The sequence below is a fragment of the Ideonella sp. FW305-24 genome, from assembly GCF_058788035.1.
In genome coordinates this window covers 411148-432487 of record NZ_JBYTAI010000001.1, presented here as the reverse complement: position 1 = coordinate 432487, position 21340 = coordinate 411148, and the positions used below count along the sequence as shown (strand labels likewise).

Below are 21340 nucleotides of genomic sequence, written 5' to 3'. Positions count from 1 at the left end.
GACCTGCGATTTTTAGAAACTATCGTGCGGCTGGCTCGGCGGCGGCGCCTTCCCAGGCCCTGTCCACCGCCGCTTGCGCACCGAGTCAGGCCGATCGAGGTGCCTTTTTCAAAGGGAGGCGGCCGCCGGCGAGACTGGCGTGGTCTGCAGGCTGCGCCATTGCGAGGGCAACATGCCCATCTGCTCGCGGAATTCGCTCGCAAACAGGGCGGCCGAGCGGTAGCCCATGGACGCGGCGATGTCGCGGATGGGGCGGTCGGTGTGCAGCACCAGGTTGGCAGCGAACTCCAGCTTCTTGCGCTTCAGGTAGGCCGAGAGCGTGGTGGCGCGAGCCGACTTGAAGGCGTCGTCCAGCGTGCGGCGGCTGACACCGCAGGCGGCGACCACCTCGGCCACGCTCGGGTTTTCGGCCACCCGCAGCTCGATCAGGCGCAGCGCTCGCTTCAGGCAGGTGGGCTCCAGCGCCCGCAAACGGTGCAGGGGCTCGGCCACCGCGTCGCCTGGCAGTTGCGGCTCCACATCGGCCGGCACGCGCTGGTCGGCGTGTTCGGCCGAGCCGGCCGCGTTCATGATCAGCGCGTAGTGGCGCTTGTAGGCGGCCAGCGCGGCGGGGAAGTCACCGGCAGCCTCGAAGCACAGCGACTGGTAGAACAGCACGTCGCGCACGGCCACCGTCAGCCGGGCCGACTCGGCCACGCGCAGGGCCTGCGGCAGCACGGCCAGCGCGCCGGCCACATCGCCGCCGTCGTGCAGCACCATCGCGGCGCAGAGGCAGGCCCAGGCGGCCAGTGGCGGGTCAGTGTCGGTGACTTCCCTGGCCAGCGCGCTCAGTGCCTGCCCGGCCGCAGCCACCGCCGCTGGCCTGCGCGTGAGTCCCAGCGCGTAGTGGTGCGTGATCTCGATCTCGGCCCAGCGCGTGCCTTCGGGCAGGGCCGCTCGGGCCTGGTCCAGCAGTTCCAGCACGTGCGAGAGCGTGGCCGGCTCGCGCCGGAGTTTGGGCAGGTGGGCGAAGGCGGGCAGTGGCACTTCGGGGTTGCCTGCGCTGTGCATCAGGCGGGCGATCAGCCATGCCTTCAGGCTGGTGGCGTGGGCCAGCAGGTAGCCGTCGCCGCAGGCCTGGGCAATCGGCATGGCCTGGTCGACCAGGCATTCGTAGGCGGCCTCGATCTGCCCCATGCGACCCAGCGCCAGGAAACGCAGCAGGTAGGCCTTGGCGCGCTGAGGCGCGGGCAGCATGGGGGCTTGCAGCGCGGCCTGCACCAGCACGTCGGCCTGGCGTTCCTGGCCCAGGTCGTACAGGGCACGGGCCATGGCCACCTGGCAAGCGGCGGCCTGCGCCGGCAGGCCGTTGGCGCGGAAGATGCGCTCGGCCCGCTGCAAGGCTGACCAGGCGCCCAGCGGGTCGATCAGTTGGCTGGGCCAGCTCGCGCCGGCCAGCACAGCCTCTGCTTCCAGCACCAGGTCACCGGCGTCGACGGCCCAGGCCTGTGCCTGTGCGGCGTCTGTTCGCCTTGCGACCTGATCCAGCGGCGGCCGCCGGGCCAGGTCCTCCAGCAGTGCGCGGGCGCGCTGGCGCAAGGTGGTGTGGCTGTGGTTGGAAGCGCGGGGTTGAGGGACTGTGGGAGCGGGCATGGGCCGGTGCAGGGGGCGGTAGCCCTGAGCCTACACGCAACGCGGCGCCATGCATTCAGCCGCGGGCGATATCGCCCGCGGCTGGCCGCTCATTTCCCCAGCACGGAGGACTTGGGAATCACGAAAGCCTGGGCCGTGCCCGAGGTCGCGTCGATGCCATAGCCCACGATGTCCCCATGCGACATGCCAAATGGCATCGTCATCGAGAACCCGTCCAGCTTGAAGGAAGTGACCTTGGCAGTGCTGCGCTTGTAGAAGCAACCCATGGTATTGAAGTCCTGGTCATAGCAGGGGCCGACAAAATCGCCATTCTTGTTGAGCCCGGCGACCCCCGCCATGTTGTTGAATTCGTTGACGGGATCCAGGATGGAGACGGTGCCATCCGCCTTCCAGATGAAATCATGGCTCGCACCACTGGTCTCAATATACGAGCCCGCCACGTCCCCGTTATCATTGATTGCGTAAATCTGGGTGAACTGGGCATCGGGAATTTTGTAGTATTTGAACGTCCCATTGGTCCATGTGAAGCCCACGCCGCGCCCGGTCGAATCCGTATAGAAATAGGCAGCACCCGCCACCACGTTCTGATTGTTCAAACCCCAGACATCTGTGGCCTGGGCGTGTGGCACCTCAATCGCAGTGAAGGCCTTGCTCGCTGCGTCGTAGAACCAGCCGTAAGCGCCATTCACACCCGCAATTTGCCCGTCGCCCGCAACATTGCCCGCGTTGTTGATGGCTTGCGCGAAGGTCGAGGTTGGTGTTTTGGGATAGACAATATCGGTATAACCGCCGTCTGCAGTGCGCAGGAAACCCAAGGCATTGTAGTTGGCGTTGTAGTAATACCCCACCACCGTGCCGTGCTTCTCCATGCCAAAGGCGAAAGTGGGGAATTTCGGGTTGTCATAGGCCTGGAATCTGAGCGGCTGCTCTACCGCTGCGCCCGGATTGGCAGCAACTGCAGAGGCGCAAGCAAATGACGATGCAAGCCCTGTGGCCGCAAGAATGGAGGCGAAGAGACGCGAGACACGAAGATTCATGATGATTTCACCTATTACTGAGATTTGAAGGGTTGGATATGGCATGCATGTCCCCAGGTTTCCCTGGACTTCACCGAGGCGTGGTGAACATTCATTGCCGGCCCAAAGAAAAACAATCTTGGTCAGACTTGAGGCCGCCATGCGTTGACTCCGATGGACCTGATGAGGGTGGGCGGCCGACATGCAGGCCGTGGTCCAACGGTAAACGCAAGCCCGGGGCCGCGGGCCTGTCGCGTGAGCCCTCACGGGGCCACGGATGAGCGCATTACCGCAAGCAACCCGCGAATTCTGGAAACTATCGCGTGCCGGCGGCTACGTTCAGGAGGGATCGGCGGCTGGCGCGACCGGTGCGGCCTGCAGGCTGCGCCATTGCGAGGGCAACATGCCCATCCTGTCGCGGAATTCGCTCGCAAACAGTGCGGCCGAGCGGTAGCCCATGGACGCGGCAATGTCGCGGATGGGGCGCTGGGTGTGCAGCAGCAGGTTGGCCGCGAACTCCAGCTTCTTGCGCTTCAGGTAGGCCAACAGTGTGGTGCCGCGAGCCGACTTGAATGCCTCGTCCAGCGTGCGGCGGCTCACGCCGCAGGCCGCGACAACCTCGGTCACGCTCAGGTTCTCCGCCACGCGCAGCTCGATCAGCCGCAGCGCGCGCTTCAGGCAGGCAGGCTCCAGCGCCCGCAGGCGGTGCAGCGGCTCGGCTGCCGCGTCGCTCGGCAATTGCGGTTCGAGGTCGGCCGGCACGCGCTGGTCGTGGGGGTCTGCCGATTCGCTTGGGTTCATGATCAGCGCGTAGTGCCGCTTGTAGGCGGCCAGTGCAGCCCCCAGGTCGCCGGCAGCTTCGAAGCACAGCGACTGGTAGAACAGCACGTCACGCTCCATCACCGTGAGGCGGGCCGACTCGGCCACGCGCAGCGCCTGCGGCAGCACGGCCAGCGCGCCTGCCACGTCGCCGCCCACGTGCAGCACCATTGCCGCGCAGAGGTAGGCCCAGGCGGCCAGGGGCGGGTCGGTGGCGGTGACTTCCTCGGCCAGCGCGCTCAGCGCCTGCCCGGCAGCGGCCACCGCCGCCGGCCGGCGCGAGAGCCCCAGCGCGTAGTGGTGCGTGATCTCGATCTCGGCCCAGCGCATGCCGGCCGGCAGAGCGGCGCGGGCCTCGTCGAGCAGGCTCAGCACGTGCGCCAGCGTGGCCGGTTCGCGTTTGAGCTTGGTCACGTGTGCGAAGGCCGGCAGCGGCAGCTCGGGGTTGCCTGCGCTGTGCATCACCCGGGCGATCAGCCAGGCTTTCCGGCCGATGGCGCGGGCCAGCTGGTAGCCGTCGCCGCAGGCCCGGGCCATCGGCATGGCCTGGTCGACCAGGCATTCGTAGGCGGCTTCGATCTGCCCCATGCGGCCCAGCGTCAGAAATCTCAGCATGTAGGCCCTGGCCCGTTGTGGCGCGGGCAGCGAAGGCTCCTGCAAGGCCGCCTGCACGACCACGTTGGCCTGGCGCTCCTGGCCGAGGTCGTAAAGCGCACGCGCCATGGCCACCTGGCAAGCGGCGACCCGGTCCGGAATGCCATTGGCCCGGAAGATGCGCTCTGCCTTTTGAAGCGCCGACCAGGCGCCCAGCGGGTCGATCAGCTGGCCTGGCCAGCTGGCCCCGGCCAGCAAGGCCTCGGCCTGCAGCACCAGATCGCCCACTTCGACCGCGAGCGCAAGGGCCTGCGCCGCGCCTTTGCGCTGCGCGACCTGGTCAAACGGCGGCTGCCTGGCGAGGTGGTCCAGCAGGGCCTGCGCGCGCTGGCGGTTCTGGGTGCCCGCAGACCTGCCGCTGCGCGTCGGGCCCCCCGAGGGGGCCGAGAAAACTTGCGGCGGCCCGGCGTTTTCTTGAGAGGACGGGGTGCTTTGCGGCGAAGCGGTTTTGGCGGGCATGGACCTGCGTCATCTCCCAGACATTGGCATCTTCAACTTCAACAGCCCGGTGACCAGCCCGGTGCCGACCAGGATCACCGCGCAGCCGGCCAGCATCGCGCCGGTGAGCTGTTCGGAGAGGAACAGCGCGCCCCAGAGCACCGCGAAGGCCGGAATCAGGAAGGTCACGGTCATCGCGTTGGATGCGCCCATGTTGGCGATCAGCCGGAAGTACAGCACATAGGCCAGGCCGGTGCAGACGACTGCAAGCAACAACGCGGCCATCCATTCGCGGGCACCGGGGTTGACCTGAGGCCAATGCGTGAGCATCAGCGGCACCAGCAGCAGGCTGGCGGCGATCTGGCTGCCGGCGGCCAGCGCCATGGACGGCACGCCGGTCAGGTAGCGGCGGGTGAAGTTGGCCGAGAAGCCGTACAGCAGCGTGGCGGCCATGCAGGCCAGCACCGCCAGTGCGGGGCTCACGCCGTGGTCGCCGGGGCGGAAGCTGGCCTTGTCCCAGGCCAGCCACAAGACGCCTGCAAAACCGATGGCCAGGCCCAGCGACTTGGCGCGAGTGGGCTTGTCGCCCAGCCACAGCCAGGCCAGCAGCGCACCCCACAGCGGCGTGGTGGCGTTGAAGATGGCCGAGAGGCCGCCGTTGATCGCCAGCGCGGCCACGCCGAAGCAGACAAACGGCAGGGCGGAGTTGGTGATGCCCACCAGCAGGATGGGCTTCCAGTGTTTCAGCAGCGCACCCTGCTCGCCACGCCAGACCAGCAGCGGCAGCAGGCACAGCGTGGCGCCCACGGTGCGCATGCCAGCCAGCGCCAGCGGGCCGAAGGCCGCGGCGCCCATGCGGATGAACAGGAAGGAAGCGCCCCAGATGGCGGCGAGCAGGAGCAATTCGGCGAGGTGGCGAGGTTTCATTCAGCGTGTTCAAAAAGCGGCAGCGGGCTGTCGGCTTCGCTGCAGCGGGTTGGCGCGAGGGCGGTCAGCGCACCTTCGCGTGCCAGCAAGGCCTGCTTGCGGTCCAGCCCGCCAGCGTAATCGGTCAGGCCCCCATCGGCGCCCACCACGCGGTGACAGGGCACGAGGATGGACAGCGGATTGCGGCCCACCGCGGCGCCCACCGCGCGCGAAGCGCTGGGCCGGCCCAGTTCACTGGCGATGCGGCCGTAGCTGCTGAGCGTGCCCGTGGGAATGGCCAGCAGCGCGCGCCAGACCTCGCGCTGGAACGGCGTGCCGTCGGCGTCCAGCGGCACCTGAAAGACACTGCGGCGCGCGTCGCGCCAGTAGAGCGCCAGTTCGTCGGTCGCCTGGCGCAGCCAGCGCTGGGACGGGTTGTCCGGTGCATTCAACGCGCCGGGATGGTGGCGCTGGCCTTCGAACCAGGCGCCGGCCAGGCCGGCTTCGGTGGCGGCCAGGCGCAGCGGACCCAGCGGCGTGTCCACGACAGTTTGTGCGACCCAGGGGCGATGAAGAGCGAGTGTCATGGCGACCTCCTACGAGAGATTGGGGGCGGATGGCGAGAGCGACTGCCAGAGCTGCAGCACCGCATAAGAACGCCACGGCCGCCAGGCTTCGGCCAGCAGCAGCGAGGCGGGGGCACGCGCGCCTTGCAGCGCCTTGACCACGCCGGCATCGGTGGCCGGAAATGCGTCCGGCCAGGCCAGCACGCGCAGCGCGACCAGCTCGCAGGTCCAGTCGCCCACGCCGGGTAGCGCACGCAATTTGGCCAGCGTGTCGGCCATCGGTGCGGCCGGGTGCAGCGCCAGCTCGCCGCTGGCGACCTCGCGGGCCAGCGCCTGCAGCGCAGCCACCCGGGTGCGCACGATGCCCAGCGTGCCGATGGCTTCGGGCGTGGCTTCGGCCAGGGCTTGCGCGGTGGGGAACAGGTGCGTGAGGCCGGGCACCGGCGTGGCCAGCGGCTGGCCGAAGCGCTGCACCAGCCGGCCAGCCAGCGTGCAGGCCGCGGCCACGGTGACCTGCTGGCCGAGGATGATGCGCACCGTGGTTTCGAAACCGTCGATGCAGCCGGGCACGCGCAGGCCCGGCCGGTAGGGCTGCGGCATGCCGGCCAGCACAGCGGCGAGCGCGCCGTCCACCGCACTCGGATCGGCGTCCAGGTCCAGCAGGTGGCGCACCCGGGCCACCACCGCGCCAAGCGCTGGCGCGAGGCCGGGTGACAGCGTGAGCCGCACCTGCGCCTTCTCGGGCTCGAAGGCCAGGGCCAGCCAGCCTTCGCAGTGCTGGCCGCGGTGGGTCAACGCGAGCGTGCGATGCCAGCGGCCCTCATGCAGGGCCTCCACGCCCGGCAGTGGCCGCGCGGCCAGGAAGCCCTGCATCGCGGCCACGTCATACGGCGGGCGCCAGGCCAGCTTGACGGTGGCCGGCTCGCTGGGCAGCGTGGCGGTGCCGTCGGCCGACTGCCGCCGCAGCGCGCTTGGCGCCAGCCGGTAGCGCTCGGCAAAGGCCGCGTTGAAGCGCCGCACGCTGCCAAAGCCGCTGGCGCCGGCAATTTCGGTGACGGGCAGCTGGGTGTCGGTCAGCAGTTGCTTGGCCAGCAGCAGCCGGCGCGTGGCCAGCCAGTCCACCGGGCTCACGCCGTGCATGGCCTGGAAGATGCGGCGGAAGTGGCGGTCCGTCACACCCAGGCGGCGCGCCACGTCCGGCAGCGCGAGGTCCTCGCCCTGCGCGACGGCGTGTTCGATCCACTTCGCGCCGGCACGCGCCAGCGCCTGCGAAGAGTCGGCATGCGAGAGCCCCGGCGCCAGCTCTGGCCGGCAGCGCAGGCAGGGCCGGAAACCCGCCTGTTCGGCGCCTGCGGCGTTGGCGAAGAAGCGGCAGTTCGCGGCCTTGGGCAGCTTCACGCGGCAGATGGGCCTGCAGTAGATGCGGGTGGACGTGACGCCGACGAAGAACCGGCCGTCGAAGCGTGCGTCGCGGGTTTGCAGCGCGAGGTAGGCGGCACTGTCGGACAGCGCAAGCGCCGGCGCGGCAGCAGCGGTTTCGGGCGCTGCATCGGCCGGCGCGGCCAGGGCGACCAGTGCGTCAGGCGAAGGGGTGTTTCTCAGCGACATGGCGGCATGATAGGCCGCTGGTTGGCGCCGACTGGCCGTTTTCGGACCTGTGCATCGGAGCGCCCGAACGCCCGGTCACATGGCCTTGAACAGGTGGACGTAGGCGCGGCTGACCGGCAGTTCGGCGGCATGGCCCTGGAGCTTCAGCCACAGCCGGCTGGCCTCGTCGCGCCGGGTGCTGGCCAGGTGGTTCAGGTTCACCAGCGTGGCGCGGTGCACCTGCCAGAACTGCTGCGGGTCCAGCCGCGCCGCCAGATCGGCGACGGCGGTGCGGATCAGGTGCTGCCGGCCGCTGGTGGTGTGCACGCAGGTGTACTTGTCGTCGGCCTGGAAGAACAGCACCTCGTCGACCGGGATCTGGTGCGTGGTGTCGCCGGCGCTGGCGCGGATCCAGCGCAGCGGCGGCTCGGCCACGGCGGCGGGCGCCTGCAGCTGCTGCAGCGTGCGCGCCAGCAGGCTGTCGTCCGATGGCAGCGGCTGCTGCAGGCGAGCCAGCGTGCGCTGCAGCCTGGCCTCGCTGACGGGCTTGAGCAGGTAGTCCACCGCGGCGGCCTCGAAGGCCTGCACCGCGAACTCGTCGAAGGCGGTGACGAAGACCACGCGCGTCGGGCCCTCGATGCCCTGCGCCACCTCCAGCCCGGTCAGGCCCGGCATGCGGATGTCCAGGAAGGCCACGTCGGGCTGCAGCGCATCGATCTGCTGCGCCGCTTCCACGCCGTTGCGCGCAACGGCGACGATTTCCAGCGCAGGCCACAAGGCTTTGAGTTGCTCGCCGAGAAAGCGGGCGAGGTGAGGTTCGTCGTCGGCGATCAGCGCAGTGGTCATGGGTGATTCGGGGCAGTGGCAGTGGACAAGGGCCGCGTCGCGGCGGCGGAGGCGACCGGCAGCACCAGCAGCGCCGACACGCCGCCTTCCGGGCGCTGCGTCAGCGTCAGCGAGGCGTCGTCGCCATGGGCGTGGGCCAGGCGCGCGCGGATGTTGGCCAGCGCGCTGCCGGTGCCTGCGCGAGGTGAACGCGCGGGCGGCGGCTCGCCGGGCTCGGGCCAGCCCAGGCCGTTGTCGCGCACTTCCAGCCGCAACTGGCGGCCGACGCGTTCGGCGCGCACCAGCACCTCGCCGCCTTCGATCTTTGGCTCCAGCCCGTGGTGGATGGCGTTTTCGACCAGCGGCTGCAGCAGCAGTGCCGGCAGCGGCAGCTCGCGCAAGTCGGCCGGCACCTCGATGCGCCAGCGCAAGCGGTCGGCCATGCGCACGCCCAGCACCTGCAGGTAGGCCTCGACGAGCGCCAGCTCCTGGCCCAGGCTGTGCTGCGCGTCGCGCAGGCCGGCGAACGACGCGCGCAGGTAGTCCACGAAGGCTTCCAGCATCCAGCGCGCGCGCTGCGGGTCGGCTTCCACCAGGCTGACCACGTTGGCCAGCGTGTTGAACAGGAAGTGCGGTTCGATCTGACCCTGCAGCAACCTCAGCCTGGCCTCGGCCTCGCGCTTCTCGGCCGCTTCGGCGCGGGCCTTGCCGTTGAAGTACAGCGAGACCAGCGCCGAGAACATCAGCACGAAGGCCAGCATGCCCAGCACCAGGTTGACCGAGTTTGGCCCGTCGGACTCGATGCGCGTGAACCGGCCGGCCAGCGAGGTGGCCAGCGGCCAGCCGATGGCCACGCCCACCAGCGGCGTCACATTGAACACCACCCGCCTGCGCCCGGGTGGCCAGGCGGCAATGCGGGCCCGGCCAAGCAGGCGCACCACCAGCTCACACAACAGGTGGATGAAAAATGCGATGAACAGGCTGATGAACAGGTTCACACCCAGCCAGTGGCGCCAGTTGGGCCAGCTCGTCCAGTCCTCGCCGCGGGCGTGGAAGATGAAGCCCAGCAAGGTGAAGAACACGCCGATGGCGGTGCCGAACAGTGCGGTCCACAGCCATTGCAGCCAGCCCGGCCCAGCCGGTCGTTCCTGGTGGACGCCGGCCGACCAGGTGCGCAGCGAACGCTTGAGCAGGGTGACGGAAGACTTCATGCGGCCGCAGTGTATGCAGGCACTGCCGGTGGCGGCAGCGGGCTGCGATGGATGGCGAGCCGACGCGACGGTTGGCCAGCGGCTGTCGGGAACGGTACAGACCTGGCAGGCGCATTCCTTGCACGCCCGCCGGCTTAGCAGACTGCGGCTTGCGCTGACAAGCGCGACACGGTGGCTGCCTACAATCGGCGCCAGTCTCACATTGACCCAGACCCCTCAGGGAAACAACACAGGATCCGCCCGCCATGCAAGTGAACGCATCGATCTTCAAGGCCTATGACATCCGCGGCATCGTCGGCAAGACGCTGGACGAAAGCGTCGCCGAGCACCTGGGCCGGGCCTTCGGCACCGAGGCGCTGAAGGCCGGCGAAAAAGCCGTGGTCGTCGGCCGCGACGGTCGCCTCTCGGGCCCCGGCCTGGTCGATGCGCTCAAGCGGGGCCTGGCCTCCACCGGGCTGGACGTGGTGGACATCGGCGCGGTCACCACGCCCATGGTCTATTACGTGGCCGCGACCCGCGCCAAGCAGGGCTGCACCAGCGGCATCCAGGTCACCGGCAGCCACAACCCCAAGGACTACAACGGCTTCAAGATGGTGCTGGCCGGCCGTGCGATCTACGGCGAGGAGATCCAGGGCCTGCGCAAGCGCATCGAGGCCGAGGACTACACGGTGGGCAAGGGTCGCATTGGTGCGATGGACATCGTGCCCGAGTACAGCCACCGCATTGTCAGCGACTGCAAGCTGTCGCGCCCGATGAAGATCGTCGTCGACTCCGGCAATGGCATTCCCGGTGCCACCGGCCCGGCCATCCTGAAGGCCCTGGGCTGCGAGGTGATCGACCTGTATTCCAAGGTCGACGGCGACTTCCCCAATCACCATCCGGACCCGTCCAAGCCCGAGAACCTGGCCGACCTGATCAAGGTCGTGCATGCCACCGGTGCCGAGCTGGGCCTGGCCTTCGACGGCGACGGCGACCGCCTGGGCGTGGTCACCAAGGGCGGCGACATCATCTACCCGGACCGCCAGCTGATCCTGTTCGCGCGCGACATCCTCAAGCGCGTCAAGGGCGGCACCATCATCTATGACGTGAAGTGCACGCAGCGCCTGGCGCCGGAAGTGGAAGCCGCTGGCGGCAAGCCGCTGATGTGGAAAACCGGCCACTCGCTGGTCAAGGCCAAGCTGAAGGAAACCGGCGCACCCATCGCCGGCGAAATGAGCGGCCACATCTTCTTCTCGGAACGTTGGTACGGCTTCGATGATGCGATGTACACGGCCGGCCGGCTGCTGGAAATCCTCTCGCGCAGCGACGACCCCAGCGCCGTGCTGAACGCACTGCCCACCGCCTTCAACACGCCTGAGCTGAACGTGCCTTGCGCCGAAGGCGAGCCGGCGCAGGTCATTGCCAAGCTGCTCGAAACCGCCAAGTTCCCGGGCGCCGAGATCATCACCATCGACGGCCTGCGCGCCGAGTACCCGGACGGCTTTGGCCTGGTACGGGCCTCCAACACCACGCCGGTGCTGGTGATGCGTTTCGAAGGCCACACGCCCGAAGCCATGCACCGCATCGAAACCGACTTCATGACTGCACTGCGCACCGTGAAGCCGGACGCTGAGTTTGCCGCTGCTGCGCATTGAGCTGGCACTGGTAGCGGAGCGCGCCGTCGTGTCCCAGGGGCTGGCGCGCGCCGCCTATTCCACGCTGTTCCGGCTGCTGATCCCGGCCTACCTGCTGCGGCTGTGGCTGCGCGGGCGGGCCGAGCCGGGCTACCGCGTGGCGCTGCCGCAGCGGCTGGGTTTTGGCGAGCCGGCCATCGCGCCCGGTGCGCTGTGGCTACACGCGGTGTCGCTCGGCGAGACCAAGGCTGCTGCGGCGCTGGTCGATGCGCTGCGTGTGCAGCGGCCGGGTCTGCGCTTGTTGTTGACCCACGGCACTGCGACGGGTCGCGAAGCCGGCCAGGCCTTGTTGCGCGAAGGCGATGTCCAGGCCTGGCTGCCGGTGGACACGCCGGGCGCCGTGCGGCGCTTCCTGCGCGCCACGCGGCCGGCGGCCGGCGTGCTGATGGAAACCGAGATCTGGCCCAACCTGCTGCACGAAGCCCGCCAGTTTGGCCTGCCGATGGTGCTGGCCAACGCACGCCTGAGCGAGCGCAGCGCACGCAAGGGCGAGCGGCTGCGCGCGCTGATGGCGCCTGCGGTGCAGGCGCTGTCGCTGGCGCTGGCGCAAAGCGAGGCCGATGCGCAGCGTTTGCGCAGCGCTGGCGTGCCAGACGTGCAGGTGGCCGGCAACCTGAAGTACGACCTGCAGCCGCCTCCAGCGCAGCAGGCTGTTGGCGAAGCCTGGCGCGCGGCGCTGGCGCGGCCTGTGGTCGCGCTGGCGAACTCGCGGGATGGCGAAGAGGCGCTGCTTTTGCGCGAATGGGGTCAGGCGTTTGCAGGGCGACGTGAGCGGCCCTTGCTGCTCATCGTGCCGCGGCACCCGCAGCGTTTCGACGAAGTGGCGCGGCTGGTGCAGCAGGCCGGCTTGTCGCTGGCCAGGCGCAGCCAATGGTCGGATGGTGAGCCGCCGGCAGATGCGGAGCTGGCCGACGTTTGGCTGGGCGATTCGCTGGGCGAGATGGCGCTGTACTACAGCCTGGCCGACGTGGCGCTGCTGGGCGGCAGCTTCCTGCCGCTGGGCGGGCACAACCTGATCGAAGCGGCGGCCAACGGTTGCCCCATCGTGCTGGGGCCCTCGACCTTCAATTTCGCGGAGGCTGCCGAACTGGCATTGGCGGCCGGTGCGGCCCAGCCAGCCGGGGACATGGCCGAGGCGCTGGTGCTCGCGAAGGACTGGCTGGCGGATTCACTCGCGCTCAGCGCAGCTGTGGCGAAAGCTCAGGCCTTTGCGGCCCGGCATCGCGGCGCCGCAGCGCGCATGGCAAGCGCCATCCTCGCGCGCTGCTGAGCTTCGGTCACTTGGCGAGCAGCGCGTTCGCCGCGGCGATGTCGCTCGGGTTCAGTTCACCCGAAGCCTGGCGCAGCTTGAGCTTGCCGAGGATCACGTCGTAGCGGGCCTTGGCCAGGTCGCGCTGCGTGGTGTAGAGCTTGGTCTGGGCGTTCAGCACGTCCAGGTTCACGCGCACGCCCACTTCGTAGCCCAGCTTGGTGGCATCCAGCGCCAGCTTGCTGGAGACCTCGGCGGCTTCCAGCGCCTTGATCTGCGCCATGCCGGACTGCACGCCGAAAAACGCGGTGCGCGTGCCCTGGGCCACGCCTCGGCGGGCGGCTTCCAGGTTGTTGACCGACTGATCTTCCAGCGACAGGGTTTCCTTGATGCGGTTCTGCGTCGCGAAGCCGGCGAACAGCGGCACCGTGACCGTCAGGCCGATGGCCGAGCTGCCGTTGTTACCCTTGAGCGAGCCAGACGAGGTGTCGGTGTCCAGATGGCCCTTGGTGTAGCTGCCGGTCAACGCCACTGTGGGCAGGTGGCCGGCGCGGGCCTTGGAGGTTTCCAGCTTGGCCACGTCCAGCCCCAGGCGGGCTTGCTCGATGGTCGGGTTGTTGGCGTCTGCCGTGATGACCCATGGGTCTACCGACGCTGGCGCCAGCAGCGGCAGCACCACCGGCACGGCCAGCGGTCGCGGCTGCAGGTTGTCGCGACCGACCAGTTGCTCCAGCGCCACGCGCTTGACGCGCAGGTCGTTGTCGGCGGCCAGTTCCTGGGCCAGCGCCAGGTCGTAGGCGGCCTGGGCTTCGCGGGTGTCGGTGATGGTGGCGGTGCCGACTTCGAAGTTGCGCTGCGCCGAGGCCAGCTGCTCCTTGATCGCGGCCTTATTGGCGCGCACCGTGTCGAGCGCATCGCTGGAGGCCAGCACGTCGAAGTAGGCCTGGGCCAGGCGCACGATCAGGTCCTGCTCGGCGGCACGCAGCTGCGACTGGGCGATGACCACGGCCTTGTCGGCCTGGTCGATGGTGATGTCGTTGGCCCGGTTGAAGACGTTCTGCGAAGCCGACAGCGTGGCCGAGTGGGCATTGGTCTCGCTGCTCTTGGGCGTGGTGTAGGGCGTGTCGCTGGTGCTGCGCGAAACGCCGGCCGTCAACTGCACGCCGGGCAGGCGCAGCGCCATCGTCTGGTCGGCGCGGTACTGGGCCGAATCGGTCGCTGCGCGCACTGCGAGGTAGGTCGCGTCGTACTGATGTGCTGCGTCGTACAGGTCCTGCAGGCTTTGCGCGTGGGCACTGCCGGCCAGGCACAGGGCGGCCAGGGCCAGCGGCGACAACGCGCCCAGGCGGGGGCTCAACAGACGAACGCTAGAAAACGGCATGGTGCTTTCCTCAGGATGCGCGAGAGACAAGAGACAAGGGTGCGGACAGGGCCGGTGGGGTGTTCGGGGCGGCACGGCGCGGGCGCTGCTCAGTAGCGCGCCACGCCGGGGTCGACCTGGGTGGACCAGGCCTCGGTACCGCCGGCGAGGTTGTACACGTGTTCGTGGCCTTGTCGCTGCAGGAATGCGACGACTTGCGCGCTGCGCATGCCGTGATGACAAAAACAGACGATGGGCTGCAGCCCGGCAAGTTCGGCCAGCCGTGTCGGCACCTGGTTCATCGGGATGTGCAGCGTGCGCGCGCCGGCCACGGCCAGCGGCGCCAGCGCCACCTCCCAGTCCTCCCGCACGTCCAGCAGCACAGGCTGCCCGGTGGCTTCGGCAGCCGCTTCGGCCACGAAGGCGGGCAGGTCCTGCGCGTTCAAGCTGTTCATTGGCGTGCGATGCGTCCGGGAAAGCGGGTTCAGAAGTGGAAGCGGCTCGGCTCGGCGAAGTCGTCCAGGCGAGGCACCACGGTGTCGAACAGGTCGACCTTGGTGATGGCCGAAGCGCTGGTGCGGGTGCGCAGCGTGGCGCGCATCACCGGCTCTTCGCCTTCGACCGCCACCAGCCGGCCGCCGACCTTCAGCTGGTCCAGCAGCACCTGCGGCACGGCGGCCACCGAGCCGGACAGCACGATCACGTCGAACGGGCCTTCGGCGGCCAGGCCCTGGCTGCCATCGCCCTCGCGCACCGTTACGTTGGACAGGCCGGCGCGACGCAGGTTGTCGGTTGCCATCTTGACCAGAGTGGGGCGGATCTCCATCGAGATCACGCGCTGCGCGCGGTGGCCCAGCAGCGCGGCCATGAAGCCCGAGCCGGCGCCGATTTCCAGCACCGTCTCGTGGCGCTGCACCTTGGCTTCCTGCAGCAGCCGGGCCTCGACGCGCGGCGCCAGCATCAGCTGGCCTTCAGGCAGCGGCACCTCGGTGTCGACAAAGGCCAGCGCGCGGTAGGCCGGCGGCACGAAGTCCTCGCGCTTGACGACGGCCAGCAGTTCCAGCACGGCGGTGTCCAGCACATCCCAGGGGCGGATCTGCTGTTCGATCATGTTGAAGCGGGCTTGTTCGATGTTCATGGCGTGTCCTGCAAAAGAGGCAAGGGCGAGCGAGCTGGACGCACTGCGCCGACTCGCTGGGTTGGCGGCACGGCCGCGCGGGTTAACCCTTCATTTTAGGCAGCTTCTCGGCCTGTATTTCAGCCGGCCGAGCCTCGGAAACCCGCGCTTGCGCAGCCGCTTGCAAATCGCCCTCCTGCGGCCTGCTCAGCCCCAGCAGCAGCAGTTCCAGGTGCTGGCGGATGAAGGCCCGCGGGTCCGACTGCGCCAGGTCCGCATAGCCGCAGGCGTCCAGCGTGTGCTTGTGCATGCACATCATGATCAAAGGCATGACGATGCTGTGAACCGCCACGTCGATGCTGACCGGCCGGAACTCGCCGCGCTCGATGCCCGACTGCACCAGCCGGGCGATCACCGCGCTGCCGGGCTGCACCACATGCTCGGCGTAGTACTGGGCCAGCTCCGGGAAGTTGCGCATCTCCGTCAGCACCAGCTTGAAGACGCCGGAAGCCGGGCTCTCGAAGATCCTGACCCACCATTCCGCCAGCACATCGACCAGCATCTCGGTACAACTGCCGGTGTGCGCCTGGCGCACGCGTTCGCCTTCGGCGATCTCGGCCGCCAGCGTCTGCTGGATCACGGCCTTCAGCAGGTCTTCCTTGCTCGGGAAGTAGAGGTAGAGCGTACCCTTGGACACGCCGGCCCGGTGCGCCACCTCGTCGGAGCGGGTGGCGGCAAAACCTTTTTCGACGAACAGCGACAGCGCCGCATCCAGCAATTCCTGGGGGCGGGCGTCTTTGCGGCGCTGGCGTTGGGACGGTTCGGACATGTTAATGACTGACTGGTCAGTAATCCTAGCAGGCTGGTTCCGCCCGTCAAGCAAAGGCTTGGCGCGAGCCGTGCTTAAGACGTGCGTCGACTCAGGGTTGTCCCGAGGCGGCGGGTATCATCCCGCCCGATTCGCGGGGTCCCCCCGCGCTAGCTCAAGGAGATGCACTTGGATTGGTTGCTGCTGCTGAAGGCCGCCGTGATGGGCGTGGTGGAAGGCCTGACGGAATTCCTGCCGGTGTCGTCCACGGGGCATCTGATCCTGGCCGGTTCGGTGCTGGGTTTTGAAGGCGGCAGCCTGACGTCAGAGAAGGTCAAGGCCTTCGAGATCTCGATCCAGACCGGTGCGATCCTGGCCATCGTGCTGGTGTATTGGCAACGCCTGAGCGCGGTGGTGCGTGGTTTGGGCACGGACCGCAATGCGCGCCGCTTCGCATTGAACGTGCTGATCGGCTTCCTGCCGGCGGTGGTGTTTGGCCTGCTGATCGGCAAGAAGGTGCAGGAACTGCTCTTCACGCCGCTGATCGTCGCGGCCACCTTCATCATCGGCGGCTTCATCATCCTGTGGGCCGAGCGGCGCAAGAACGTGGTCATCCGCGTGGCCGAGGTCGAAGACATGACGCCCTGGGACGCGCTGAAGATCGGCCTGGTGCAATGCCTGGCCTTTGTGCCGGGCACCAGCCGCTCGGGCTCGACCATCATCGGCGGCATGCTGTTTGGCCTGTCGCGCAAGGCGGCCACCGAGTTCACGTTTTTCCTCGCCATTCCCACGCTGATCGGCGCTGGCGCGTACAGCCTGCTGAAGGTGCGCCACAGCCTGGTTGCGGCGGATCTTCCGCTGTTTGCGGTCGGCTTCGTGTTCTCGTTCATCGCCGCATGGGCCTGCGTGCGCTGGCTGCTGCGCTACGTCTCGACGCACAACTTCAACGCCTTTGCGTGGTACCGCATTGGCTTCGGGCTGCTGATCCTGATTACGGCTTACACAGGCGTGGTCAGTTGGACGGACAGTTAAGGTTCAGCGTCTGGTGAAAACGAGGTCCCAAACCCCGTGGCCGAGTCTGAGGCCGCGGGCCTCGAACTTGGTCAGCGGGCGGTAGTCGGGCTTGGGTGCGTAACCCTGCGCGGTGTTCGTCAGCGCCGGTTCGGCTGACAGCACTTCCAGCATCTGTTCGGCATAGGGCTGCCAGTCAGTCGCGCAATGCAGCGTGCCGCCCAGCGCCAGGCGGCTGGCCAGCAGTTGCACCAGCGGCGGCTGGATCAGCCGGCGCTTGTTGTGCTTCTTCTTGTGCCACGGGTCCGGGAAGAAGATGTGCACGCCCGCCAGCGTGGCCGGGGCGATCATCTGCTCCAGCACCTGCACGGCATCGTGCTGCACGATGCGCAGGTTGCCCAGGCCCTGCTCGCCAATGCGCTTGAGCAGTGCGCCCACGCCAGGCGTGTGAACCTCAACCCCGATGAAGTCGGTGTCCGGCCGGCCAGCAGCGATCTCCGCCGTGGCCGCGCCCATGCCAAAGCCAATCTCCAGCACCAGCGGCGCCTGCCTGCCGAACACGGCCGCGGCGTCCAGTGGCTGGTCCTGGAACGGCAGCACGAAACGTGGCCCCAGCTCTTCCAGCGCACGCTGCTGGCCAGTGCCCATGCGGCCGGCGCGCAGCACGAAGCTGCGGATGCCGCGGCGCGGCGCGGCCGATTCGTCGGCGGGCGAGGTGTCGTCGTCCGAAGGCGTGTTGGCGGGGGATTCGGGCAGGTCGTTCATCAGGTGGGCGAAAGGCGGCGCGCGAGAGGCGCGTCGCGAGGAAGGGGAGCGCATTTTGCCAGGGCCTGCCTGCGGGCAAGGCTTGGGCGATGATGACTGCATGGCTGACGACCTGCACCAACTGAGCTTGAACGACCTGAAGCTGCTGAGCCTGCTGCTGCAGGAGCGCAGCGTGACCCGCGTGGCCAAGGCCAGCGGCCAGGCCCAGCCGGCAGTCAGCCGCAAGCTGCAGCGGCTGCGAGAGGTGCTGGCCGACCCATTGCTGGTGCGCAGCGGCGCGCGCCTGGTGTTGACCGAGCGGGCGCTGGGCCTGCGCGAGCCGCTGCGGGAAATCATGGCCCAGGCCGCGCGGCTGGAAGGTGCCACGGTGTTCGACCCGAGCCTGGCCGAGCGCAGCTTCCACATCGTCTGCTCCGACTGCCTGCCACCGGACTTCCTGCCCGGCGTGGTCAAGCGCCTGACTGCAGCCGGCCCGCGCATCGGCGCCCATGTGCGCCCAGCAGACCCTGCCTTCGACCTCGCGCAGGCGCTGGACGAAGGCGGCGTTGACCTGGTCATCAACAACGACCCCAAGCCGCGCGAGGACCTGCGCCTGGGCGCGCTGTTCACCGACGACGTGGTCTGCCTGATGCGCCGCGACCATCCGCTGGCGCAGGAGCGTCGGCTGCCGCTGGCGCGTTACCTGCGCATGCGCCACCTCGCGCCCTACACCGGCTCGCAGCCGCGCAGTGGACCGATTGACGGCGAACTGGCCAAGACAGGCTACCAGCGCCAGATCGTCGCCACCGTGCCCGAGTTCAATCTCGCGCCGTTTGCCTTGCTGGACAGCGAGCTGGTCTTCACCACCGCACGCCGCTTTGCCGAGCACTACGCGGCACAACTGCCGCTGGTGGTGGTGCCCGCACCCGCCGAGCTGCCGCCGATGCGCTTCTACCAGCTCTGGCACGAGCGCAACCATGCGAGTGCGGCCAGTCGATGGCTGCGCGAGCAGGTCAAAGCCCAAGTCAAAGGACAGGTGGGTCCATAACACTTGGGCCATGGCCTGTATGGCCTGGCTCGGCCTGTTGCCATGAGGGGTGGCTCCCTAGACTTTGATCCATCTCAAGGAGCCCGCCCATGCAACGCCGCCACTTCCTGCACCTGAGCACCGCCGCTGGCCTGGCCGGCTTGGCCGCGGTGCCCGCCGCCCGCGCCGAGCGCGAACTGACGCCGCTGAAGTTCACGCTGGACTTCCGCATCAGCGGCCAGGTCGCCCCGTTTTTCGTCGCGCTGGCCAAGGGTTACTACAAGGACGAAGGCCTGGCGCCCAGCTTCGACGTGGGCTCGGGCTCGGTGGCCGCCATCACCCGCGTGGCCAGCGGCGCCTACGACATGGGCTTTGGCGACCTGAGCGCGCTGATGGAGTTCCAGTCCACGCAGGGCGCCGCGGCCAGGGTGCAGGCGGTCTACCAGTATTACAACCGCGCGCCGTTCGCGATCATCGGCCGCAAGGACCGCGGCATTGGCCCGGACTTCAAGAGCCTGGCCGGCAAGCGCATTGCCGCAGCCGCCGTCGAGTCCACCCGTCGCGCCTGGCCCATGGTCGCGCAACACGCCGGCATGAAGGCAGATGCCTTCGAGTGGGTCACCACCGACTTCTCGCAGCGCGACAACGTCATCGTGCGCGGCGACGTGGACGGCGCGACCTACTTCCACGACTCGGCGCTGTCGCTGTTCCAGCGCATGGCCCCGGCACAGCTTTCGGTGCTGGTGTTTGCCGACGCGGGCCTGAGCCTCTACGGCAACGCCATCCTGGCGTCGACCGAACTCATCAGCAGGAAGCCTGAGCTGGTCAAGGCCTTCCTGCGCGCGACCAACCGCGGCCTGCAGGAGACGCTGGCCGACCCCGTTGCTGCGATGGCTCACGTGAAGCAACGCGAGCCGATGCTGGACAAGAAGGTCGAGGTGCAGCGCTTTGGGATCACCGCGAAATACGTGGTGACGGCCGACACCCGCCAACATGGCCTGGGCGCCGTGCGGCCCGAACTGCTGAAGGCCCAGCTCGACGAAGTGACCCGCACTTTCGCGCTGAAGAACCCGCCCAGGCCGGAAGCCGTGTTCAACCCCGCGTTCCTGCCGGCCGCTGCAGAGCGCATCGTCAAGGCCTGAGGTGAGCATGCAGCAAGACCTGCTCAGCGACGCCGACGGTACTTACCTGCGCCGCGCGATCGCCTTGTCCGCCGAGGCCGCCGCGCAGGGCAACCGGCCGTTTGGCGCGGTGATCGTCTCGGCCGATGGCCAGGTGCTGGCCGAGGCCATCAACAACAACGCTGCGACCGGCGACTGCACCGCGCATGCGGAAGTCAACGCACTGCGCCTGGCCTCGCCGCGCCACCCGCGTGCGCTGCTGGCGGGCGCCACCATGTACGCCTCCGGCGAGCCCTGCGTGATGTGCGCAGGCGCGATCTTCTGGGCCGGCATCCGGCGCGTGGTGTTCGGCATTGACGCCGTCAGCCTGCGGGGCTTTCGCGTGCTGCAGGCCGGCGCCGGCGACCTGGAAATGTCATGCCGCGAAGTGCTGGCGCGCAGCCCGGAGCCGTGTGTCGTCATCGGCCCGGCGCTGCAGCAGGAGGCCGCGCTGCCGCACGAGGCGTACTGGCGGGTGAGCGCTGCCGCCAAGACCGAAACACTGGAGAACACACGATGAACCCCATGCTCGACGAACTGAAGAGGGAAGCCCGCATGGGCGCAGTGGGCACCGAACGGCCACGCGAGGTGCGGGTGATCGACCTGGCCAACTTCGAACAGCGCCAGGCCGAGATTGCCGACCAGCTGTGGGACGCCGCGGTCGACGTGGGCTTTTTCCAGCTGGCCAACCACGGCATTGACCTCGCCGCCACGCGTGAGGCCTTCGAGATGACCGAGCGCTTCTTCGCGCTGCCGGCCGAGACCAAGGCCCGCCATCCGCTGAAGAAAGGCCTGAACGCCGGTTGGGAAAGCCGCGCCCAGGTGCGGCCGTCCACCGGCACGCCGGACCAGAAGGAGTCCTACCAGATCACCCGGCCGCACATGGCTGGCCTGTGGCCGAGCGAGGCCGAGCTGCCGCAGTTCCAGGCCACGATGCTGGCCTTCGAGGCCAAGGCCTGGACCGTGGCAATGCAGGTGCTGTCCTGTTTCGCGTTGAAGCTGGGCTTCGCGGCGGACTTCTTCAAGCGCGCCCATGACCCGGCCCGGCCCGGCTACCAGAGCACCTTGCGCATGCTGCACTACTTCGCGGTCGACCCGGCGCAGCGCGCGAACATGGGCCTGTGGCGCGCCGGTGCCCACACCGACTTCGACTGCCTGACGCTGCTGTTCCAGCGCGCAGGGCAGGGAGGGCTGCAACTGCTGCCCGGCAAGGACATGGACTCGCAGGCCTGGACCTCGATCACGCCGGCCGACGAGCTGATCACCTGCAACATCGGCGACATGCTGATGCGCTGGAGCGACGACCAGCTGCCGTCCAACTTCCACCGTGTGCGCAACCCCACGCCAGACGAATACCAGGGCCCGCGCTACAGCCTGGCCTTTTTCGCCCAGGCCAACCGCGACGTGATGATCGAAAGCCCCGCCGGCAAGTACGCACCCATTTCCGCCGAGGACTACCTGCAGCAGCGCGTCAACGCCAACTTTGCGAAGTACTGAGCCTGACGCACATCAAGCCCGAGGCGCCTGCGGGATCGCG

At 68.6% G+C, this 21340-nt stretch carries 20 protein-coding genes; 7 read left to right on the top strand and 13 right to left on the bottom strand.

Features of this window, described 5'->3' with window-relative positions:
• Positions 1-108: 108 nt before the first annotated feature.
• The 8 genes from AC3WR5_RS01880 to AC3WR5_RS01845 form a co-directional block, all read right to left on the bottom strand.
• A complete protein-coding gene (locus tag AC3WR5_RS01880) occupies positions 109-1632 on the bottom strand; it encodes a helix-turn-helix transcriptional regulator (protein ID WP_492481422.1) in 1524 nt (507 codons plus the stop codon).
• Between the two features lie 89 nt (positions 1633-1721).
• A complete protein-coding gene (locus AC3WR5_RS01875; protein ID WP_492481420.1) occupies positions 1722-2669 on the bottom strand; it encodes a hypothetical protein in 948 nt (315 codons plus the stop codon).
• Between the two features lie 318 nt (positions 2670-2987).
• Positions 2988-4580, bottom strand: coding sequence for a helix-turn-helix transcriptional regulator (locus AC3WR5_RS01870; protein WP_492481418.1), 1593 nt, complete (start codon positions 4578-4580; stop codon positions 2988-2990).
• 9 nt (positions 4581-4589) lie between these two features.
• Positions 4590-5486 carry a DMT family transporter gene (locus tag AC3WR5_RS01865; protein WP_492481415.1) on the bottom strand — a complete coding sequence of 299 codons (897 nt, stop codon included), beginning with the start codon at positions 5484-5486 and terminating at the stop codon, positions 4590-4592.
• On the bottom strand, positions 5483-6052 hold the full coding sequence (locus tag AC3WR5_RS01860; protein ID WP_141291202.1) for a methylated-DNA--[protein]-cysteine S-methyltransferase: 570 nt from the start codon (positions 6050-6052) through the stop codon (positions 5483-5485). The genes AC3WR5_RS01865 and AC3WR5_RS01860 overlap by 4 nt, the downstream gene beginning before the upstream one ends.
• A 9-nt stretch (positions 6053-6061) precedes the next feature.
• Positions 6062-7639, bottom strand: a complete 1578-nt coding sequence (locus tag AC3WR5_RS01855) for an AlkA N-terminal domain-containing protein (RefSeq protein ID WP_492481413.1) — start codon at positions 7637-7639, stop codon at positions 6062-6064.
• 75 nt (positions 7640-7714) lie between these two features.
• On the bottom strand, positions 7715-8464 hold the full coding sequence (locus AC3WR5_RS01850; protein WP_492481411.1) for a LytR/AlgR family response regulator transcription factor: 750 nt from the start codon (positions 8462-8464) through the stop codon (positions 7715-7717).
• Positions 8461-9654: a sensor histidine kinase gene (locus AC3WR5_RS01845; protein ID WP_492481409.1), complete on the bottom strand. Its 1194-nt coding sequence runs from the start codon at positions 9652-9654 to the stop codon at positions 8461-8463. The genes AC3WR5_RS01850 and AC3WR5_RS01845 overlap by 4 nt, the downstream gene beginning before the upstream one ends.
• Positions 9655-9899: 245 nt before the next feature.
• On the opposite strand from AC3WR5_RS01845, the gene AC3WR5_RS01840 reads away from it, so the two are divergent.
• Entirely contained in the window at positions 9900-11288 is a 1389-nt protein-coding gene (locus tag AC3WR5_RS01840; protein ID WP_141290924.1) for a phosphomannomutase/phosphoglucomutase, read from the top strand.
• The gene (locus AC3WR5_RS01835; RefSeq protein ID WP_492481406.1) at positions 11269-12597 is read left to right on the top strand and encodes a 3-deoxy-D-manno-octulosonic acid transferase; all 1329 of its coding nucleotides are present in this window, start codon (positions 11269-11271) and stop codon (positions 12595-12597) included. The genes AC3WR5_RS01840 and AC3WR5_RS01835 overlap by 20 nt, the downstream gene beginning before the upstream one ends.
• 7 nt (positions 12598-12604) lie before the next feature.
• Here the strand turns inward: AC3WR5_RS01835 and AC3WR5_RS01830 are convergent, their stop codons facing one another.
• From AC3WR5_RS01830 to AC3WR5_RS01815, 4 genes are all read right to left on the bottom strand, one after another.
• Complete coding sequence (locus AC3WR5_RS01830) at positions 12605-13957, bottom strand: TolC family outer membrane protein (protein WP_492481404.1); 1353 nt, start codon at positions 13955-13957, stop codon at positions 12605-12607.
• A gap of 89 nt (positions 13958-14046) precedes the next feature.
• Complete coding sequence (locus AC3WR5_RS01825; RefSeq protein ID WP_492481402.1) at positions 14047-14391, bottom strand: rhodanese-like domain-containing protein; 345 nt, start codon at positions 14389-14391, stop codon at positions 14047-14049.
• A 29-nt stretch (positions 14392-14420) separates the two neighbouring features.
• A complete protein-coding gene (locus AC3WR5_RS01820; RefSeq protein ID WP_492481400.1) occupies positions 14421-15074 on the bottom strand; it encodes a protein-L-isoaspartate O-methyltransferase family protein in 654 nt (217 codons plus the stop codon).
• 82 nt (positions 15075-15156) lie between these two features.
• Entirely contained in the window at positions 15157-15882 is a 726-nt protein-coding gene (locus AC3WR5_RS01815) for a TetR/AcrR family transcriptional regulator (protein ID WP_141286958.1), read from the bottom strand.
• 168 nt (positions 15883-16050) lie between these two features.
• Between AC3WR5_RS01815 and AC3WR5_RS01810 the strand changes: the two genes are divergently transcribed.
• Positions 16051-16893 (top strand): undecaprenyl-diphosphate phosphatase, encoded by an 843-nt coding sequence (locus tag AC3WR5_RS01810; protein WP_492481398.1) that lies wholly within the window; start codon positions 16051-16053, stop codon positions 16891-16893.
• Between the two features lie 3 nt (positions 16894-16896).
• Here AC3WR5_RS01810 and trmB read toward each other — a convergent pair whose 3' ends face one another.
• Positions 16897-17640, bottom strand: coding sequence for a tRNA (guanosine(46)-N7)-methyltransferase TrmB (gene trmB / locus AC3WR5_RS01805; RefSeq protein WP_492482594.1), 744 nt, complete (start codon positions 17638-17640; stop codon positions 16897-16899).
• Between the two features lie 97 nt (positions 17641-17737).
• On the opposite strand from trmB, the gene AC3WR5_RS01800 reads away from it, so the two are divergent.
• From AC3WR5_RS01800 to AC3WR5_RS01785, 4 genes are all read left to right on the top strand, one after another.
• Positions 17738-18664 (top strand): LysR family transcriptional regulator, encoded by a 927-nt coding sequence (locus AC3WR5_RS01800; protein ID WP_492481396.1) that lies wholly within the window; start codon positions 17738-17740, stop codon positions 18662-18664.
• Positions 18665-18753: 89 nt separating this feature from the next.
• The gene (locus AC3WR5_RS01795) at positions 18754-19785 is read left to right on the top strand and encodes an ABC transporter substrate-binding protein (RefSeq protein WP_492481394.1); all 1032 of its coding nucleotides are present in this window, start codon (positions 18754-18756) and stop codon (positions 19783-19785) included.
• 7 nt (positions 19786-19792) lie between these two features.
• Positions 19793-20323: a nucleoside deaminase gene (locus AC3WR5_RS01790; RefSeq protein WP_492481392.1), complete on the top strand. Its 531-nt coding sequence runs from the start codon at positions 19793-19795 to the stop codon at positions 20321-20323.
• Positions 20320-21300, top strand: a complete 981-nt coding sequence (locus tag AC3WR5_RS01785) for an isopenicillin N synthase family dioxygenase (RefSeq protein ID WP_492481390.1) — start codon at positions 20320-20322, stop codon at positions 21298-21300. Before AC3WR5_RS01790 ends, AC3WR5_RS01785 begins: the two co-directional genes overlap by 4 nt.
• Positions 21301-21340 lie beyond the last annotated feature (40 nt).

Bases quoted from the DNA above. Each gene is read 5' to 3' on its own strand.
- AC3WR5_RS01795 (WP_492481394.1), top strand. From the start codon at position 18,754: ATGCAACGCCGCCACTTCCTGCACCTGAGCACCGCCGCTGGCCTGGCC.
- AC3WR5_RS01865 (WP_492481415.1), bottom strand. From the start codon at position 5,486: ATGAAACCTCGCCACCTCGCCGAATTGCTCCTGCTCGCCGCCATCTGG.
- AC3WR5_RS01860 (WP_141291202.1), bottom strand. From the start codon at position 6,052: ATGACACTCGCTCTTCATCGCCCCTGGGTCGCACAAACTGTCGTGGAC.
- AC3WR5_RS01850 (WP_492481411.1), bottom strand. From the start codon at position 8,464: ATGACCACTGCGCTGATCGCCGACGACGAACCTCACCTCGCCCGCTTT.
- AC3WR5_RS01875 (WP_492481420.1), bottom strand. From the start codon at position 2,669: ATGAATCTTCGTGTCTCGCGTCTCTTCGCCTCCATTCTTGCGGCCACA.
- AC3WR5_RS01880 (WP_492481422.1), bottom strand. From the start codon at position 1,632: ATGCCCGCTCCCACAGTCCCTCAACCCCGCGCTTCCAACCACAGCCAC.
- AC3WR5_RS01855 (WP_492481413.1), bottom strand. From the start codon at position 7,639: ATGTCGCTGAGAAACACCCCTTCGCCTGACGCACTGGTCGCCCTGGCC.
- AC3WR5_RS01870 (WP_492481418.1), bottom strand. From the start codon at position 4,580: ATGCCCGCCAAAACCGCTTCGCCGCAAAGCACCCCGTCCTCTCAAGAA.
- AC3WR5_RS01845 (WP_492481409.1), bottom strand. From the start codon at position 9,654: ATGAAGTCTTCCGTCACCCTGCTCAAGCGTTCGCTGCGCACCTGGTCG.
- AC3WR5_RS01815 (WP_141286958.1), bottom strand. From the start codon at position 15,882: ATGTCCGAACCGTCCCAACGCCAGCGCCGCAAAGACGCCCGCCCCCAG.
- AC3WR5_RS01830 (WP_492481404.1), bottom strand. From the start codon at position 13,957: ATGCCGTTTTCTAGCGTTCGTCTGTTGAGCCCCCGCCTGGGCGCGTTG.
- AC3WR5_RS01790 (WP_492481392.1), top strand. From the start codon at position 19,793: ATGCAGCAAGACCTGCTCAGCGACGCCGACGGTACTTACCTGCGCCGC.
- AC3WR5_RS01820 (WP_492481400.1), bottom strand. From the start codon at position 15,074: ATGAACATCGAACAAGCCCGCTTCAACATGATCGAACAGCAGATCCGC.
- AC3WR5_RS01825 (WP_492481402.1), bottom strand. From the start codon at position 14,391: ATGAACAGCTTGAACGCGCAGGACCTGCCCGCCTTCGTGGCCGAAGCG.
- AC3WR5_RS01800 (WP_492481396.1), top strand. From the start codon at position 17,738: ATGGCTGACGACCTGCACCAACTGAGCTTGAACGACCTGAAGCTGCTG.
- AC3WR5_RS01840 (WP_141290924.1), top strand. From the start codon at position 9,900: ATGCAAGTGAACGCATCGATCTTCAAGGCCTATGACATCCGCGGCATC.
- AC3WR5_RS01785 (WP_492481390.1), top strand. From the start codon at position 20,320: ATGAACCCCATGCTCGACGAACTGAAGAGGGAAGCCCGCATGGGCGCA.